This is a genomic window from Microcystis sp. M44BS1, assembly GCF_020244875.1.
Lineage (GTDB): Bacteria > Cyanobacteriota > Cyanobacteriia > Cyanobacteriales > Microcystaceae > Microcystis > Microcystis panniformis.
On sequence record NZ_JADBVM010000114.1, the window covers coordinates 1 to 17,050 of the forward strand.

Annotated in this window: 16 protein-coding genes and 1 tRNA gene; 5 read left to right on the forward strand and 12 right to left on the reverse strand. The window is 42.4% G+C overall.

Annotated elements, in window-relative coordinates:
- Window positions 1-168: 168 nt before the first annotated feature.
- The 3 genes from IM515_RS08350 to IM515_RS08360 form a co-directional block, all read right to left on the reverse strand.
- Window positions 169-2,088 carry a serine/threonine-protein kinase gene (locus IM515_RS08350; protein WP_287628644.1) on the reverse strand — a complete coding sequence of 640 codons (1,920 nt, stop codon included), beginning with the start codon at window positions 2,086-2,088 and terminating at the stop codon, window positions 169-171.
- A gap of 197 nt (window positions 2,089-2,285) precedes the next feature.
- Window positions 2,286-2,606, reverse strand: a complete 321-nt coding sequence (locus tag IM515_RS08355) for a hypothetical protein (protein ID WP_287628645.1) — start codon at window positions 2,604-2,606, stop codon at window positions 2,286-2,288.
- On the reverse strand, window positions 2,603-2,740 hold the full coding sequence (locus tag IM515_RS08360) for a hypothetical protein (RefSeq protein ID WP_287628646.1): 138 nt from the start codon (window positions 2,738-2,740) through the stop codon (window positions 2,603-2,605). The genes IM515_RS08355 and IM515_RS08360 overlap by 4 nt, the downstream gene beginning before the upstream one ends.
- Window positions 2,741-3,031: 291 nt before the next feature.
- Between IM515_RS08360 and IM515_RS08365 the strand changes: the two genes are divergently transcribed.
- Both IM515_RS08365 and IM515_RS08370 read left to right on the forward strand, forming a co-directional pair.
- Window positions 3,032-3,262, forward strand: a complete 231-nt coding sequence (locus IM515_RS08365; RefSeq protein WP_002775250.1) for a hypothetical protein — start codon at window positions 3,032-3,034, stop codon at window positions 3,260-3,262.
- A complete protein-coding gene (locus tag IM515_RS08370) occupies window positions 3,259-3,522 on the forward strand; it encodes a ParE family toxin-like protein (RefSeq protein ID WP_012267867.1) in 264 nt (87 codons plus the stop codon). Before IM515_RS08365 ends, IM515_RS08370 begins: the two co-directional genes overlap by 4 nt.
- A gap of 111 nt (window positions 3,523-3,633) precedes the next feature.
- Here the strand turns inward: IM515_RS08370 and IM515_RS08375 are convergent, their stop codons facing one another.
- The 3 genes from IM515_RS08375 to IM515_RS08385 all read right to left on the reverse strand — a co-directional run bounded on the left by IM515_RS08375 (window position 3,634) and on the right by IM515_RS08385 (window position 5,824).
- Window positions 3,634-5,058 (reverse strand): AAA-like domain-containing protein, encoded by a 1,425-nt coding sequence (locus IM515_RS08375; protein ID WP_287628647.1) that lies wholly within the window; start codon window positions 5,056-5,058, stop codon window positions 3,634-3,636.
- Between the two features lie 189 nt (window positions 5,059-5,247).
- On the reverse strand, window positions 5,248-5,595 hold the full coding sequence (locus IM515_RS08380; protein WP_287628648.1) for a YkgJ family cysteine cluster protein: 348 nt from the start codon (window positions 5,593-5,595) through the stop codon (window positions 5,248-5,250).
- 157 nt (window positions 5,596-5,752) lie between these two features.
- Window positions 5,753-5,824 (reverse strand) — tRNA-Val (locus IM515_RS08385).
- Window positions 5,825-5,905: 81 nt separating this feature from the next.
- Here IM515_RS08385 and IM515_RS08390 point away from each other — a divergent pair.
- On the forward strand, window positions 5,906-6,427 hold the full coding sequence (locus tag IM515_RS08390) for a metal-binding protein (protein ID WP_287628649.1): 522 nt from the start codon (window positions 5,906-5,908) through the stop codon (window positions 6,425-6,427).
- Window positions 6,428-6,554: 127 nt separating this feature from the next.
- A complete protein-coding gene (locus IM515_RS08395; RefSeq protein WP_287628650.1) occupies window positions 6,555-8,342 on the forward strand; it encodes a 6-pyruvoyl-tetrahydropterin synthase-related protein in 1,788 nt (595 codons plus the stop codon).
- Here IM515_RS08395 and proC read toward each other — a convergent pair.
- The 4 genes from proC to pipX all read right to left on the reverse strand — a co-directional run bounded on the left by proC (window position 8,319) and on the right by pipX (window position 11,083).
- The gene (gene proC / locus IM515_RS08400; RefSeq protein ID WP_287628651.1) at window positions 8,319-9,131 is read right to left on the reverse strand and encodes a pyrroline-5-carboxylate reductase; all 813 of its coding nucleotides are present in this window, start codon (window positions 9,129-9,131) and stop codon (window positions 8,319-8,321) included. The genes IM515_RS08395 and proC overlap by 24 nt on opposite strands.
- Window positions 9,132-9,255: 124 nt before the next feature.
- Window positions 9,256-9,828, reverse strand: coding sequence for a cell division protein SepF (locus IM515_RS08405; RefSeq protein ID WP_193958849.1), 573 nt, complete (start codon window positions 9,826-9,828; stop codon window positions 9,256-9,258).
- Window positions 9,829-10,147: 319 nt separating this feature from the next.
- Window positions 10,148-10,807 carry a YggS family pyridoxal phosphate-dependent enzyme gene (locus IM515_RS08410; RefSeq protein ID WP_002788447.1) on the reverse strand — a complete coding sequence of 220 codons (660 nt, stop codon included), beginning with the start codon at window positions 10,805-10,807 and terminating at the stop codon, window positions 10,148-10,150.
- Window positions 10,808-10,810: 3 nt separating this feature from the next.
- On the reverse strand, window positions 10,811-11,083 hold the full coding sequence (pipX, locus tag IM515_RS08415) for a transcriptional coactivator PipX (RefSeq protein ID WP_002733869.1): 273 nt from the start codon (window positions 11,081-11,083) through the stop codon (window positions 10,811-10,813).
- Between the two features lie 508 nt (window positions 11,084-11,591).
- On the opposite strand from pipX, the gene IM515_RS08420 reads away from it, so the two are divergent.
- Entirely contained in the window at window positions 11,592-13,133 is a 1,542-nt protein-coding gene (locus IM515_RS08420; protein ID WP_002771154.1) for an NAD(P)H-quinone oxidoreductase subunit N, read from the forward strand.
- A 99-nt stretch (window positions 13,134-13,232) separates the two neighbouring features.
- On the opposite strand, the gene IM515_RS08425 is transcribed toward IM515_RS08420, so the two are convergent.
- Together IM515_RS08425 and ychF are read right to left on the reverse strand one after the other, a co-directional pair.
- A complete protein-coding gene (locus IM515_RS08425) occupies window positions 13,233-15,269 on the reverse strand; it encodes an N-6 DNA methylase (protein WP_287628653.1) in 2,037 nt (678 codons plus the stop codon).
- A gap of 374 nt (window positions 15,270-15,643) precedes the next feature.
- A complete protein-coding gene (ychF, locus tag IM515_RS08430) occupies window positions 15,644-16,735 on the reverse strand; it encodes a redox-regulated ATPase YchF (RefSeq protein WP_287628659.1) in 1,092 nt (363 codons plus the stop codon).
- Window positions 16,736-17,050: the final 315 nt, after the last annotated feature.

Genomic DNA, 17,050 nt, shown 5'->3' on the forward strand with positions numbered 1-17,050 from the left:
AATCGACCAGCGGCTCTTGTAGGGTGCGTTAGTGATAGCGTAACGCACCAATTTTCTTAAGATGGTGCGTTACGGCGCGATCATAGTTTAATTATTAACAAATTTCCTTTAAATACGCGCCTAACACACCCTACAAGCTACTTAACGGTGTTAACTACTTACAAGAATTTAATTGGAAACACCTAATTCTTTTAGTCTATCGAGAGAGTTTTGATACCAGGTTTGATTATTTTGTTGTCGATGAAGTTTTGCCGCTTGGCGAAAATCCTTAATTGCCTTTTCATTGTCATTTAATTCTTTGTATATTAAACCGCGATTATAGTAGGGAACAGCAAAGTCGGAATTGAGTTTTATCGCTTGATTGTAGTCCGCAATCGCCCCTTGTTTATCTCCTAAATTATACTTAGCCCATCCGCGATTATTGTAGGGAAAAGCAAAGTCGGGATTGATTTGAATTGCTTGATTGTAGTCCGCAATCGCCCCTTGTTTATCTCCTAAATTATACTTAGCCCATCCGCGATTATTGTAGAAATCAGCATCATCAGGATTGAGTTTTATCGCTTGATTGTAGTCCTTGATCGCTCCTTGTTTGTCTCCTAAATTATACTTAGCACTTCCGCGATTATTGTAGGGAAAAGCAAAGTCGGGATTGAGTTTAATTGCTTGATTGTAGTCCGCAATCGCCCCTTGTTTATCTCCTAAATTATACTTAGCCCATCCGCGATTATTGTAGAAATCAGCATCATCAGGATTGATTTGAATTGCTTGATTGTAGTCCTTGATCGCTCCTTGTTTGTCTCCTAAATTATACTTAGCACTTCCGCGATCATAGTAGGCATTAGCATAGTCAGGATTGATTTGAATTGCTTGATTAAAGTCCTTGATAGCCCCTTGATTATCTCCTAATTTATACTTAGCAACTCCATTATTATAGTAGGCTACAGCATCATCAGAATTGAGTTTTATCGCTTGATTTTGATCTGCAATCGCCCCTTGATTATCTCCTAAATTATAATTGCCTATACTGTAAATTGCTAGTCCGATCACCCCCCCAAATACAATCATCCCAATGCCGTTATATAGCCATTTACGTCTAGTTATTCCTGATGGATTCTTAATTTTTCTCTGAGGAGGAGGTGAAACGGGGGGAGGTTGTACTACAGTTCTACTTGAGGGAGGATTATTCAACAATGTCAGAACTTCTGAAGCTGATTGATAGCGCTGACTAGACTTATCTTCTAACATCTTGTTGAGGAGATTCGCTAAAAAATCACTAATTGATCTTTTTTGAGATTTTAATACCGATTGCCATAACCATCGCCGCTGATCCACAGCATAGACTGGATCTGGCAAATTATTGTTACTTTGGGGGAAACATCCTGTTAATAAACGGACACAGGTAGCGGCTAAACTATATAAATCACTAGCGGCGACTGCCCCGCCCATGATATGTTCATAAGAAGCATAACCGGGAGTATATAAACCTGTCCCCATTTGGGAGGTTTGCTCTTTAATTCCCCCAAAATCAATTAACATCAATTTACCGTCACTCCGACGACGCATCAGGTTATCGGGTTTGATGTCACGATGGATCAATCCTTTAGAATGGAGATAGACAAGGACTGGTAATAATTCCCGTAATATTTCCTGAATTTTCTGTTCACTAAATCTTCCTTCTCTTTGATACTCTTGAAGCAGGGTTTCTCCTTCAATAAACTCCTGCACTAAATAGAGGGAGTTCCCCTGAGAGAAGTAATCATAAACGGTGGGGATTTGTTCGTGTTTTAATTCATCTAATTTTTCCGCTTCTCTTTGAAATAACTCCTTAGACTTCTCCAGAGCAGCTCCCTGCATTTGAGCGATAAATTTTTTAATAACCCGGGGTTTGCGATTAAAATTCAAATCCTCGGCTTTATAAGTTCTACCGAATCCACCTTCGCCTAAAACTCCGACAATGAGATAACGGCTATGAAAAGAATATGATTGGCTAGTTTGGCTTAAATTTCCGCCACATCCTTGACAATATTTATGATTGGTCGGATTTTGAGGATGGGAACATTCGGGATTGAGACAGTAGAGGATACCCATAAATCATCTGGAGGAATTTGATTAAGTACCTAAAAAAATTGATGATCTCATTGAGAGAAGATGTGTAGGCTCCCTGAGTCGGTTACAAATCCGGTCAAAAAACCAAAATTAACAATCCGTCGTAACGCATCAATTATATGATTAATTCTACCTGAATATCAAACAGGAACTAGAAGCCTGTTCCCCGGCAGTGGAAGTTAGGGGTTGCTAACAGGGGGAACAGTGATGACAAAGCGGATGACAGTTCCGATAACTGCTGTTGCCAAGATGGTGATTAATGCCCAAATTTTGGCTTTCTGGGAGCCTTTAATCTCTTTTAAATCACCTTGTAAGGTGTTGAATTCTCCCTGTAATGCCTTGAGATCTCCCTTGACTTCGGCCTCGAATCTGACTTGAACAATCCTGATCTCTGTGACATCTTTCTGGAGTGCGTCTAGCTTCTGATTGGTCTCTTTAAGATTCTGATTAATCTGGTCTAGGATTTTTTCTAAATCGGTTTCGATGGTGGGGCCGCTCATGGGTTAGACTCATAATTAAGTGGTGCTGTCGTTTCTGACTTAGATTTCAGTGTTTGAACAAATTGTAAAACTTTTTGTTGCTTTTCCAGTGTCAGTTCTCGCCATTGTTCAAGTAGTTCTTCTTCTTTACCCATAAATACCTCGCTCTTGAATTATAAATTGTTTGGTTTTGAGCGAGGCTCATTAAGTAGCTGGTTATAATTAAATTAAAAATGGATTTTAGGTTCGATCCCCCCTGCCCCCCTTGATAAGGGGGGTGCCGATCCCCCCTTAATCCCCCCTTGATAAGGGGGGCATCTGACAACTTTTAACGCCTACCTACTTAATAAAAACCACTCCAGACACAGAGGAAACAAAGATCATATCATTTTGGGTTTGCGGTGGACGTTGTAGAATAGAGAAAACCTACTACCCTGATAGATGCTATGCCCTCTCCTGCTATTACCACGATCATCAAGATGGTTGAGTCTCTGCCTGATGAGCTTCAAGAGCAGTTAGTAGAGTATGTTCGAGCTTATATTGCAGAAATTGAAGAGGAAAAACGATGGGATCAGTCGTTTAAACAGACGAAGAATAATCTAGTCGCAGCAGCACGGAAAGCCAAAGAAGAGATTGCGGCAGGATTGTCCGCACCGATGGATTATGAGCAGCTATGAATTCCGCGACATTGCCCTCATTTTGGCAGAAGTATCGCGACTTGAAGCCAGCAGTCAAAGCCGGAGCCAGGAAAGCATATCGGTTATGGGTAGAGAATCCGTTTCATCCATCGTTACATTTTAAGTGTATTGACAGCGACGAAGATATTTGGTCAGTGCGTGTAACGAAGAGTCATCGAGCTTTGGGAGTGCTGTCAGGGGATACAGTGACCTGGTTTTGGATTGGCGATCATGATGAGTACGAAAAGTTTTATTCGTAAAACACAGGAACTATAAGCCTATTCCACTCGAACTTTAAAAACCAACTTGCCACTCTCCTATACTTTTTAAACAGTATTTAGTATCACTCCCTCATAATGACATTCAATAAACTAGATAGCATAGCGACTTTTTTCGGAATTATCAAAGTGAGCAAGCGTAATTTTTTTGGCGAGGATAGAAGTTTTTCGAGGCAAAAAAACAGAACGTTGCTGGAAATATTCGCTAAAATATTGACGGTAGAGAGGACAACTCACTCGGCAAAACTTACCTTGTCGGTGAATTAGTCCGAGACTTTCTAGGTGAAAAGCGGCAATTAAATCAATTTCTATGTCTTTTTCTGCCATCACCACCTTAGCAAAGATAGCCGCTAAATTGCCCTTTAAGTATTGCAGATGCGAAAGTAAACGTTTAAGATGATCTGCAAAAATATTATTTTCCTCGTCAATAGAAGTAGCTAGAATGGTTTCTAGGGTACAATCACCCCGAGCAATATGATAGCAAGCAAGACGAATTAAATAGGGATTACCTCCTAGAAATATCCGTAATTTGTCGTAGTCAAAATTATGATCTAATCCCTGTCTTTTACTTAATTCTCGTACTTGTGCGCTGGTAAAATTAGGCAATTCGATCGGTAAACCAAGACTGAAAGGAGATTGATAGGTATCTGAGGTTTTATCAACCTCCTGTGCAGGGGAATAGGCAACAATTAAACGTAATTTTTGCCAGAGAGGTTTGTTTTTGCCTTCCTCGTGCCAGAGGTGCAGAATACTAAAAAATTCTTCCCTTAGCTGTGGATAGGATAAAAGATATTCAAGATCATCAAAGGCAATCACTAAAGGGCGATCGAGATGGGAGAGAATATGCTTTTCTAGATAGATTTTACAGTTAATTTTACCCCCTAAGAATTCATCCCAATCCTCTGGGAGATGATTGTCTAAATCTAACTGGCGACTAATACTAACACAAAGCCAACGCAGCCAGTGATTTAAATCTTGAAAAATTGAGCTTTCTGCTAACCGAAAACTGAAATAAAGCGTATGGTATTGCTGTTGTTGTGCATGATTAATAATTCTGGTTATCAGGGAAGTTTTTCCCATTTTTCTGGCCGCGTTAATCCGGATAAGACTGCCCCCGCGCAAGATCTCTTGATAACAAGTCTGTTCTAGATTGTTTCTGTTAATATAAAAGGGGGAATCGAGGGGGACTTGTCCCTCTGGTAACTCAGGCAATAGTTGAGGATTAATAGTATCAGTTTCTGGTAAGTTAGGACGATAATAATCGCCATTTTCTAGAGTTAAATTAAAAGCTTGAAAACAATGTTTTAGGGTTTGTTTATCCACTCCCGATTCACAAGCAAATACCTTCATCAGAGTATCTACCCCTAAAAGAGTTTTCTCGCTGAGAACTTCTAGGGTGAAGCGATGACCACGATTATCCCGATATTCCGCTTCTTGTTTAGCAGTAAGTATTTTTTCTAGTCCCGTGGGGGTGAGGATAACCCCGCGTCTGCGGCGCTGTTTTTCTGGTTTTTCCATGATAGTTTTTCCCTGTCCTGAACTCAAACTCTGCACCCCTAGAGGTTTTGAGTTTCCTATAGACTTCTCCTCAACAGGGAAACAATCAATTCCGTAATTTTACCGGTTTAGCCATCGAGAAGCTAGGGAAAATAACTAGACCACTTATTTTCTTCTCCGTCTGAGTTATTTCTGGGATAGGGGTAAATCTTAGCCTACTTGCTGACGATAGCTATTCATTTCTAGGCTATCTTCCCCATAAAGATCCTCAATGTGTTGATGACAGCAATCGATCGCAAATTGTTCAAATTCTCCCAGTGTAATTTGATACATTTTGGCAAAAATATCGGGTTGAACACGACAAAATTCTGGTCTTTGGTCATAAATGGTACAGAGACGGGTTTGGCGATCAAAGTTTATACACCAACCATCTTCCCCCACCATGCTGAGATATTGACTTAATTGTGCGGGAGTAAGATATTCTTCTAAGTCAGGACGCTCATCGGGATTTAGTTGACAACAAGCTCCACAATTTTTAATACATTTCCAATTGATCATATAACTGGTGTGCCGCGATGAGTTAATCCTAGTACCTATTGACCAGCTTACCAGCAATTAGTCCCAATTCTGCCTGCCAGCAGCAATTCCCCTCAACAGTTTTAATCTCAACCGGCGATCAGGAGTGAAAGCTTGACGAGGCAAGAATCTAATAAAATGGGCGTTGTAAGGGTCGAACTTACGGCATCCTGCTTGTAAGGCAGGCGCTCTACCACTGAGCTAAACGCCCGAATCAATTTTGCACTTTCTCAGCATAACATATATTTTCAAAAAAGTATATTATTTTTTTGAGCAAGTTAATTTTTTTCTGATGCCCTCTGGTCGAACTCACGATCGCATTACCCTAATTCTGTTGCCACCGATTGCGGGGGCGAGTTTTTTGGTCAGTGGCAGTGGTAAATTAACCCTGTTACTCTTGGCCAGTTATTTGTTTAGCGGATTCCTGTTTGGGCCAGATCTTGACATCCACTCGGTACAATACAAACGTTGGGGTTATCTGCGCTGGTTGTGGCTACCCTATCGTTCGATGATCCGTCATCGCGGTTGGTTATCCCACGGTTTATTGATCGGCACAATTTTTCGGTTATTTTATCTTGGTAGTTTTCTGTTACTAGCTGCGATCATCATCCTTCCGATCTTGCAAAGTTTCTGGGGTATAGACTGGGATTGGCGACTGTGGCCGCAGCAAGCGATCGCATTATGGCAACAGTATCCCCGGGTAGCGATCGCTATTTTCCTGGGTTTAGAATTAGGTGCGATGAGTCATAGTTGTAGTGATTGGATCGGATCGGCCTACAAACGTTCTCGAAAAGCGAGGAACAAAAAACGTTAAGACAAGGCTGAAAATTATCTCGATTTAATGTCTGGCACTGTTAGGTTATCGTTAACTACAGACCATAGCTTTCTTGACTTTTAGGACACCGAAGCGTAGTATAAACAAAACTTAAGAGAATGAAATTATGCCAACTAATGGATATACATCGGAATGGCGATTGTTTGGCAAAACCCCTTTTGTCCCGAAATATTGGTGGGATGTAGGGGCAATTGTTTTAATCTTACTGGCCACAATTGTCATTAATTCTCGCATGATCCGTCATGGACTAAATGGATTGGGCGATTTACGTTGGCATATTACTTGGATTCAGCATTTTTCCGCACAGATTAGAGAAGGTATTGTCTATCCTCGCTGGTTAGCAGGAACTAACTTCGGTTACGGTAGCCCCACCTTTGTGTTCTATCCACCTCTTGTCTATTACATTGCCTCTTTTTTTAAACTAATTGGACTCAATAGCGAACAGGCGATTAGCACGGTTTTTTCTTTAGGGATTTTTCTGATCGGAAGTGCCTTTTATCTCTATGGTCGCAGTCAGTGGCATCCCTTAGCAGCTTTCGGGGGTGCTGTTTTTTATATGACTTCTCCCTTTGTTTTCGGTCTGCTTAATGGTGGAGGGTTAGCGAGTCTATTTGCTCTAATTTGGATTCCTATCGGTCTATTCGTGATTGATAGGGCGATTATATATCCGCAATGGCTAATTGCTCTGGCTTGCTTTTGGATGCTGGTCGCTTTAACCCATACACCCAGTTTGCTCATTTATGCGATCGCTGGAGGTTTGTATACTTTATCTTTGTGGCGACGGTATTCTTTCGGACAAGTTTTTGTCACTCTTACATTTATGGCTTTAGGTTTGGCGATGGCCGCTTTTTACCTACTGCCAGCAGTTTTAGAGCAGCCCTTCACCAACATTAATTACGTCTTTGCCTTTTCGGGTAATTATATCAATTTCTTAGAGTTATTGAGTCAAAACTTTCGTAATCAACTTTTTTTGCAATTATTATGTTTGTTTACTCTCGCGCTCATCGCCTATCTGAGCCAGAGGCAATCAGCAGCGCAAAAAAGAAATATTATCTACGCCGTAGCAGTAATGTTAGTGGTTTTATTCTTGGTCAGTCCAGGGTCAAATTGGATTTGGCAATCGATTTCACCACTGCAAAAGCTAGAAACTCCCTACAGGATCCTGTCATTATTATTCTTCGCCGGCGCTTATCTGTGCGGTGTAGCTATTGATGGACTGCTGCGAGGAGGTTATTTCTGGAAATTCTTGGGCTTAACTCTCATTACCCTGATTATTCTTTTTAACCTGCGTTCTGGTCTCAAAGACACTTATGCTTATCCTGCCCTTCATAGTGGTGGCAAAGGCAAAGTCTTTATCCGTCCTTGGATAGAAACTATTCTTAATGATCCCTTGCCAGATAAACTGATCGACGTTCCCGAGTACCGCCCCCCCTTACCAGTATCGGGCAATTATCCAGATTTTGTCCAGGAAAGATATTCCGATTCGGGACTACCCTTAACTTTCACTGCCAATACCCCCCTTCCGGTTCCCCAAATTGGAGAACCGCAATTTTCCCTGGTTAGTGGTCAAGGGCAAGTGAAAGTCGAACATTGGGGAAGTTATCACCGAAAATTAAAGGTAGAAGTTCAAGAACCTGCCACCCTGCGAATCCGTCTTTATTATTATCCCGCTTGGCAGTTAACCGTTAACGGTCAACCCCAACCCCTAGAAATGGCTCAGGATGGAACTATACTCGTCAAGTTAGCACCGGGTAGTTATGCCCTAGAGTTATCCTACGGTTGGACAAATGCTCTGATCGCTGGCACGGTGATCGCTTTGTGTGCTTTCCTAACGCTATTGGGTTACGGTGTATTTCTGTGGCGAAAAGGTTTACTTGTCCGAACTACGCCCTAAATCTTTAGATCTATGATAGGCCGCCACTACTGCCTCGATAATTGTCGATCGAAAAGAGCCTTTTTCTAATTGTCTCACCCCGGCAATCGTAGTTCCTCCGGGGCTAGTGACGCGATCCTTTAATTCCCCGGGATGTATGGCCGATTCTTTTAATAGGGTTGCCGTCCCTAAAACTGTTTCTAGGGCCAATTGAGATGCGATCGCTCGCGGTAATCCAGCCGCCACACCACCATCGCTTAAAGCTTCCACCATCAGGGCCACAAATGCCGGGCCCGATCCCGATAATCCCGTTACCGCGTCCATCAAAGCCTCGGGAACTTCCACCACCGAACCGACCGCAGTAAAAATATCTCTAGCTACGGCCAGATGTTCCGGTTCCGCATGACGACCGGCCGCCATCGCTGTCACCCCTTGTCCCACCGTGGCGGGGGTATTGGGCATCGTCCGGATTACTGGGCGATCGGGAAAGCCCATTTCTAAGCGATTGAGGGTAACTCCCGCTAAAATCGAGATAATTAGGGGTTTTTCGGGTATTCCTAGCAAACTATTCACTACTTGCTCTAAAATTTGCGGTTTTACCGCTAAGATTAACACCTCAGTTGCTCTAGCGGCTTCCCGGTTATCCTGACTGACTTGTACTCCGTAGGTGTTAACCCAAAAGTTGCGCCGTTGGGGTTGGGGTTCACTGACTAACACCGTTTCGGGACTATAAATATTTTTTTTTAATAAACGGCTGAGAATGGCCTCAGCCATCACGCCACCGCCAATAATTCCTAAACGAATAGACACAGTATTTTTTAAAGTAAAAAGTAAAAAAGAGAGATTTAGCTATCCTACCAAGAAAAAACGCCTCCTCTCGATAATCGATCGATTTCTAGCTTCGACAAACCTGACGAGAGGACTATGGAAGGATTCATTGAGCTAATCGACTGCTTTCGGCTCCCCAAGCAGGTGCGGAGGAAACGGTACGAGCCATTTTCGGGTTGTCGGCGATATCGTGAATAGTTCCGGAAAGGGTGCTAACTTTAACGCAGCTGGGGGTAAACAGGAAAATACTCTCACCGATGCGTTCTTGATGACCGTCAATTGCATAAGTGCCACCGGCGACAAAATCCACGGCTCTTTGTGCTTCTTCGGGATCCATGACGTTGAGGTTTAAAACCACCGATTTGCGTTCTCTCAGGGTTTGGATAACTTGGGGCATTTCCTCGAAGGAATGGGGCTCGATCACGACTACTTCTGCATTATTGTTGTTAATACCTGGCATACCGATCACGTTGCTTCTGTTGAGTCCCATAGATGTGGCTGTATTGAGATTTAAAGGTTCGCGTTGACGACGATTAAGGGGTTCTTCTTCTTCGTTTTGATCCTTCTCTTGGGGGGAAAACTGTTCCCAATTCATTTCTTCGTAGTCGGTTTCATCTTCGTCTTCTGGTTGTTCGGAGATACCGACAAAATCTTTGAGCTTGGTAAAAATGTTGTTCACAGTCTAATGTCCTTCAAAAGATTTTTTTGGGTGGTCTTGTCTAGAGTCGGGGTTATTTATTGGCCTTTAACAATCCTTGCTCTCATTTGGTACAGGGGAACTATTTTGTTAAGGGTTCGTCATTTTAGTCGTCTGGAGGCAGCGGTTAGTTCCCTCTTTTCAGTTATCAGGTATCAGGGGATAGTTTTCAGGGATTGGGAAAAAGTCCATTCCCCATTTCTAACCACCAGTTTCTAGACTGAACGTTGTAATTTTAAGATATATTGTCACGGATTATTAAATTTTCTAGAGGTTTTTTCTGTAAATTTACGCCGATGGTTCAGTAAATGCGATCACCAAAAATACCAGTTCCCACCCGGATCAAAGTGGCTCCGGCCTTGACGGCCAGGGGATAATCGTTAGACATCCCCATGGATAGATGGGGCAGGCATAAACTAGAGCTATTCTCGATTATTTGGGCTAAATCGCTGGTTTTTTCAAAGGCGGCTAACTTTTCCTCAGCCGATAATCCCTGGGGCAGAATTGTCATCAAACCTTGAATTTTTAGCTGTTGACAGTTGACTAAAGCGGGAAGAGCTGCTAAGAGTTCGGCCTTGTCCCAACCGAACTTATCGGGATCGGGGACAACTTTCACCTGTAGCAAAACTTGGGGATTAATCTCTAATTCCCCGGCCAGGCGATCGAGTCTTTGGGCTAATTTTAAACTATCGAGGGAATGGATTAAATCAAAAGATTCTAGGACTTTGCGGGCTTTATTTGCCTGTAGATGTCCGATAAAGTGCCAAGAAATATCTGGCAGGTCTTTTAGTTCTTGCTGCTTCGAGATTGCTTCCTGTAGCTTACTTTCAGCAAAATCTCTCACTCCTGCTCGGTAAGCTTGACGGATATAATCGCTCGATACCTGTTTACTGACGGCAATCAGACGCGTGCAGGGGGGTAGGGTAAGACGGATGGACTCGATACGACTAGCGATCGTCATGAACTAGACTGAAAAGGTTTGTTGATAAGTTTGGTTGAGACTGTTAAATTCTTGCACATTACTGCCCCGGCGCAAATTTCGCAGCCGGTTTTCCACTAAAAGACGAGCATCGGAACGACTAATCGGATCGAAAGAGACTTTTTTGGGTCCCACCGTCACCAGAAAAAAAAGACGTTGGGCATAAAGAGTGGTGAATAATTCCCGATGTTCTTCTAATAGACACACTCTGTATAATAGACCGAAAGTGGGATGATTGAGATAGGTTTCGTTACTCATTCAAGCGATCGCTAAAGGAAAAGGATTGAGCGAACTAGAAAATTTTTCCACAAAAAAATCAAGCGGATGGCTCAAAAACAATTGATTTTTCGGGTGTTTCCCCTAGCCTGATTTTACCAGAATCCTTCAACGACAACTAACGATGCCAGTCTATGTCATGATTTCCTGAGTTTTCACTTTTTCCCTGTTAACGTGGATACATTTCGGTGACAAGTTGTCACCACCAGAAATTAGCTCGGCTGCAAAAATCAAAGATTTTCCCTTTGCAGAGGAGACTCTGAGACAGGAGGATAAAAAAGACAAGAGACAACTATAATAACGATAAAAGCTAAGATTATCTCAAATTTATCTGGTTTTTTAGAAATTTTAACCCAATAGCGGCGATCAGTAAACTGAAAACTCACATCTGATCACTGACCACTGATAACTGATCACTGAATCGCTGATCAAATGCCCTAAGCTTGTATTAAGCCTTTTTTAACTTCAAATTCCTTTAACCTCAATCAATATGGATTTTTCTAGTCTTGTTGCCAGTCAGCTAAATGCCGGCGTTATCTGGCCCGAAGGAATCCTGATTATTACCCTGATGGTGATTTTAATCGGCGATTTAATCGTGGGACGGAGTGCCAGAAGTTGGCTGCCCTACGTTGCGATCGCTGGTCTGCTCGCTGCCGTGGTTGCCCTTTACTTTACCTGGGACAATCCGAAACCAGTGGCCTTTTTAGGGGCTTTTGAGGGGGATAATCTCAGTATCGTCTTTAGGGGGATTATTGCCCTTTCTACCGCCTCCACAGTGCTGATGTCTGTGCGTTATGTGGAACAAGCGGGAACCTCCCTAGCGGAATTTTTAGCCATTATGCTCACCGCGACTATCGGGGGAATGTTCCTATCCGGTGCTAGTGAATTGGTGATGATCTTCATCTCCCTAGAAATGCTCAGTATTTCCTCCTATCTAATGACCGGTTACATGAAGCGGGATCCTCGATCGAACGAGGCCGCCTTAAAATACCTGTTAATTGGAGCTTCTAGTTCGGCGATTTTCCTCTATGGTGTTTCCCTTCTCTACGGTTTATCCGGAGGTGAAACCAGTTTAAGTGCCATTGCCCAAAAATTAACCGCTGTTAACGGTGGTCAGTCCTTGGCCTTGGCGATCGCATTAGTTTTTGTGATTGCCGGTATCGCCTTCAAAATTTCGGCGGTTCCCTTTCACCAGTGGACTCCTGATGTGTACGAAGGTTCACCCACTCCCGTGGTCGCTTTCCTCTCGGTGGGTTCCAAAGCGGCGGGTTTTGCCCTAGCAATTCGCCTATTAGTGACGGTTTTTGGTCTAGTGAGCGAACAATGGCGGTTTATCTTTATCGCTCTAGCCATTTTGAGCATGATCCTGGGCAACGTGGTCGCCTTGGCCCAAACTAGCATGAAACGGATGTTAGCCTATTCCTCGATCGGTCAGGCGGGTTTTGTCATGATTGGTTTAACCGCCGGTACTGACGCGGGTTACTCTAGCATGATTTTCTATCTGTTAATTTACCTGTTCATGAACCTAGGGGCTTTTGCCTGTGTGATTCTCTTTGCTCTCAGAACTGGAACCGATCAGATCGCTGAGTATTCGGGACTCTACCAGAAAGATCCGCTACTAACCCTCTGTTTAAGCATCTGTCTGCTTTCTTTAGGAGGAATTCCGCCTCTAGCGGGCTTCTTTGGTAAGATTTATCTATTCTGGGCCGGTTGGCAAGCGGGACTTTATGCCCTCGTCCTCGTTGGTTTAGTCACCAGTGTGGCCTCGATTTACTACTATATTCGTGTGGTCAAAATGATGGTGGTCAAGGAACCCCAAGAGATGTCCGATGCGGTGAAAAATTACCCCGTTATCAATTGGACTCTTACCGGGATGCGTCCCCTACAGGTGGGTATTGTCCTCTCCCTAGTGGCGACTTCCCTAGCTGGTATCCTTTCCAATCCTCTCTTTACCCTAGCGACGGATTCCGTCACCACTACCCCCATCCTACAATCGGCGGCCCTGGCGACCCACATTTCCCAAGCTAATTGAGAATCCCTGTTGATTTATCCCAAGTATTCTAGTCCTGTCTTAAGGTTGGGATAAATCAACCACCTTAAGACTTGTTCTAAGCTTAACCTGCTTTTTGCTTTACTCAAATTGGCCAAGTAAAAGACTCATTTGGTTAACAACATTCTCACTTGCTTTTAACGCTTCTTTTCTAATTGCTTGAATTTCAGCCATACTTTTTGCTATTCTCTGCTGTTCAGATTTGGGTGGAATAGGCACTAAAACTTTAGACAAATCATCTACTAAAATAGTAGGAATAGCATGACCTGTCATGTACCTTTTAATCTGACGCAAAAAAAAGTCTGTTCGCATATATACTAATAAAAACAAAGGCTCGACTCCCTGAATATTTCTTAATACTGAAAATCCATTTGAGCAAATTGCCCCCTCTTCATCTTCTGTGATTAGGGCTGTTGCTTGGCGTGGTGTTCCCGTACTTGCTCCTGAAATTGCTGTAATAATATCGCCTTTGTACAATCTATAAGTTGCGCGAGATGGGGCCTCATGTGCCTTAATTATTTGTTGAGAAACAACTTGCATTGTACGGTAATCAACATCGGAAATAGCGATATATCTAATTTCACTATCCCTAGCTAAACGAAAATCAGCCGCAGCTCTCAAAATATCGGCAATTTCACCTAAAGGTTTCGCCCCAATAGATTTCAGATGTTCTAATAATTTTTGGTCATTGGGTAAATAATGTTCGGCATCCAGTCTCGAATTGAGCAGGGTATTCTTAACTGTATAAATACAATCGCTGTTTTGTGCAAATTCGCCATTGATAAATGACCTAAAAGATTGAGAAATATCATCTATATCATCGTCAACTATTGGCAAACCTGATTTTGTTCGGGCTATAACTCCCGACTCGTTGCGCTTATATATTGTTTGTCCTTTAACGTCATAGCCTATTTTTTTGATTTGTGCCATAAAACAAGAATCATTGTTTGCTGGTAATTTTTGAACCACCAAAAGTGATGTCTTGATTCCTGTGCCGTAGGGTACAAAGGCTTCCGGCGGTATGGAAACAACACCTAATATTTTTGTTTGGGAGCGCAACCAATGCCGAATCGGTCCATTAGAGATATTTTGTAATAAACCATCGGGCAGAATAATCGCCATGCGCCCACCTGCCCGCAATAATTTTATAGATTTCTCAATAAATAAAATATCGGGCGACTGACCCGCTAAAACGGTTGGGGAAACTTCCCAACCATTGGACGCTGATTTATGCCATTTTCGGGCAAGAATATATGATTTAAGAATTTTCTGGTCTTCTACTTTGCCTTTATTTCCGAAAGGAGGATTGGTCAAGATAACATCAAAGGAATTATTTAATTTTTCATTTTCGATAAGCGCATTAGTGCAGATAATTTCTGAACCTGTGCCACCTTCAAAAACTAAACGAATCATTCCCGAAAGGGCGACATCAGGATTAAATTCAATTCCTGTAATACTTTCTTGCACAAAAGTTGCTATATTAAACTCCGGGTTATTTTGTCGAACATGGTTTATTGCTTGAATTAAGAAACCACCACTTCCGCAAGCAGGATCTATAATTTTTTCGTTTGGTTTGGGGTCTATCATTTCAACCGCAAGGCGTACAATTGGGTGAGGGGTAAAAAATTCTCCCCTATCTCCACGCTGGTGTCTATTTACAAAAGTCTGAAAGGCTTCACCTTTTATATCGCCAGATGTTTTAGTTAAATTAATGTACTGTAACCTGCCTACAATATAAGCAAGAGTCAAAGGTTTTAACTTGAATGTGTCATCGGTGAAAAATCCCCGATAATGATTCTTGATTGAGGTAAATAATTGACTGAGACGCGACATAAATTCATCGGACTTATTATTGGCGACGATGGCTTTATATTCACTTGCTGTAACGCCAAAACTTACAGATTGCTTGGCAGATTTTTCATCATGAAGTTTGATGATGATTAGTTTAACCATCTCGTGAAAAATCTTGTCTTTGAGCATTCCTTCGTTGGCGTAAATATAATTATGGCACTCTTCAAAAACTGCCGAAAGATTGTTAGAAGGTCTTAATTCCTGAATTTGCGGTAGTTTTTCAGGTAACAGGCTGTCTTCGGAAAATAACAATCCTTGCTCTTTCATTTACTGCGCTTGATTTGAACGGTTTCCGTTGCGGGTTGTTGAATAGATAGACTATTTTTAGCCTCGACTGTATTCCTGGCAAACCAGTCTTTTAGTGGACAGAGATAATCGCCATCTTGATTAAACAAGAACTTGCCCCTATACCTAATTATAGAATATAAATTAGAGTATGTCAAGAGATAAAAAATTCAGTTTCATGTTAACCAAAGTAAGTAAAAAAAGCTGAGAGATTGTTGATGACAGAAATTTGGAGCATATTTCAATTTGATAACGCCTATTGTAGGGCTAATTCTGGAATTAGCCCTACAGCTATTGATAACGCCTATTGTTCAGCCTTTTGATCAGGTGAGTGCCACCCACCTGACTCATTTTAGCTAAACATTAAAACGGAATAGTAAAACATCACCCTCTTGAACAATGTATTCCTTGCCTTCACTTCTGACTAAACCTTTTTCTTTGGCTGCGCTCATCGTACCACTATTAACTAAATCCTGATAAGACACGGTTTCTGCACGAATAAAACCCCGTTCAAAATCCGAGTGAATAACTCCGGCTGCCTGGGGTGCTTTCATACCAGAAATAATCGTCCATGCGCGGGTTTCTTGGGGACCAGTGGTGAGATAGGTACGCAGTCCTAATAACTCGTAGGTAGCTTTAATTAAAGATTTTAATCCCCCTTCTTCTACCCCTAAAGAACCGAGAAAATCTTTTCTTTCTTCTTCCGACAATTCCACTAATTCCGATTCCACTTGAGCAGAAACGATCACAACTTTGGCCTGTTCCTGTTGGGCAATTTGACGGACACTTTCTACCCAATCATTACCCGTGGCCAGATCATCTTCGCTAACATTAGCGGCATAAATAATCGGTTTCCGACTCAATAAACCGAGATTTTTAATTAATTCTTCTTCCTCTTTGTTTAAATCCACTTTTCGCGCCGAAATACCGTCATTAAGACAAATGAGGATTTTTTCAAGGATAGCTAATTCTTCGGCGGCTTCCTTGCTATTTTTCGCCTGCTTGCGTAAACGTTCCACCCGCTTCTCCACCTGTCCCAAATCCGCCAGAGCTAACTCTAGATTAATCACCTCGATATCCCGGGCCGGATCCACGGAACCGGAAACATGAATAATATCATCATTATCAAAACAGCGCACCACATGAACGATCGCGTCCACTTCCCGAATATTAGCCAAAAATTGATTACCCAATCCTTCCCCGCGACTCGCACCCTTGACTAATCCGGCAATATCGACAAATTCAATCCGCGTCGGCACAATTTTCTCGGAATTGGAGATTTTAGCCAAAACCTCCAGACGTTCATCGGGGACGGATACCACACCCACATTCGGTTCAATGGTACAAAAGGGGAAATTAGCGGCCTCGGCCTTGGCATTAGCCACCAGAGCGTTAAATAGGGTCGATTTACCCACATTTGGCAGTCCCACGATTCCAGCTTTTAACATAAAAATTGCTTGATAAACATCATCCCGACCTCTCACTATATCAGGCTGCATCTCGTTTTTGTGAATCCGGTTGATGAGAAAGACTCTCGATAGTCAACAGCTTAGTTAACATTTGCTGAAAAAATTTTTCCTGGAGGTAGGAGACTCCGATTCAGGAGACTCCGATTCAGGAGACAGGAGATTATTTTTATTTATTCTCCCCATTTCCCCATTTCCCCATTTCCCCATTTCCCCATTTCCCCATTTCCCCATTTCCCCATTTCCCCATTTCCCCATTTCCCCATTTCCCCATTTCCCCATTTCCCCACACCCCAC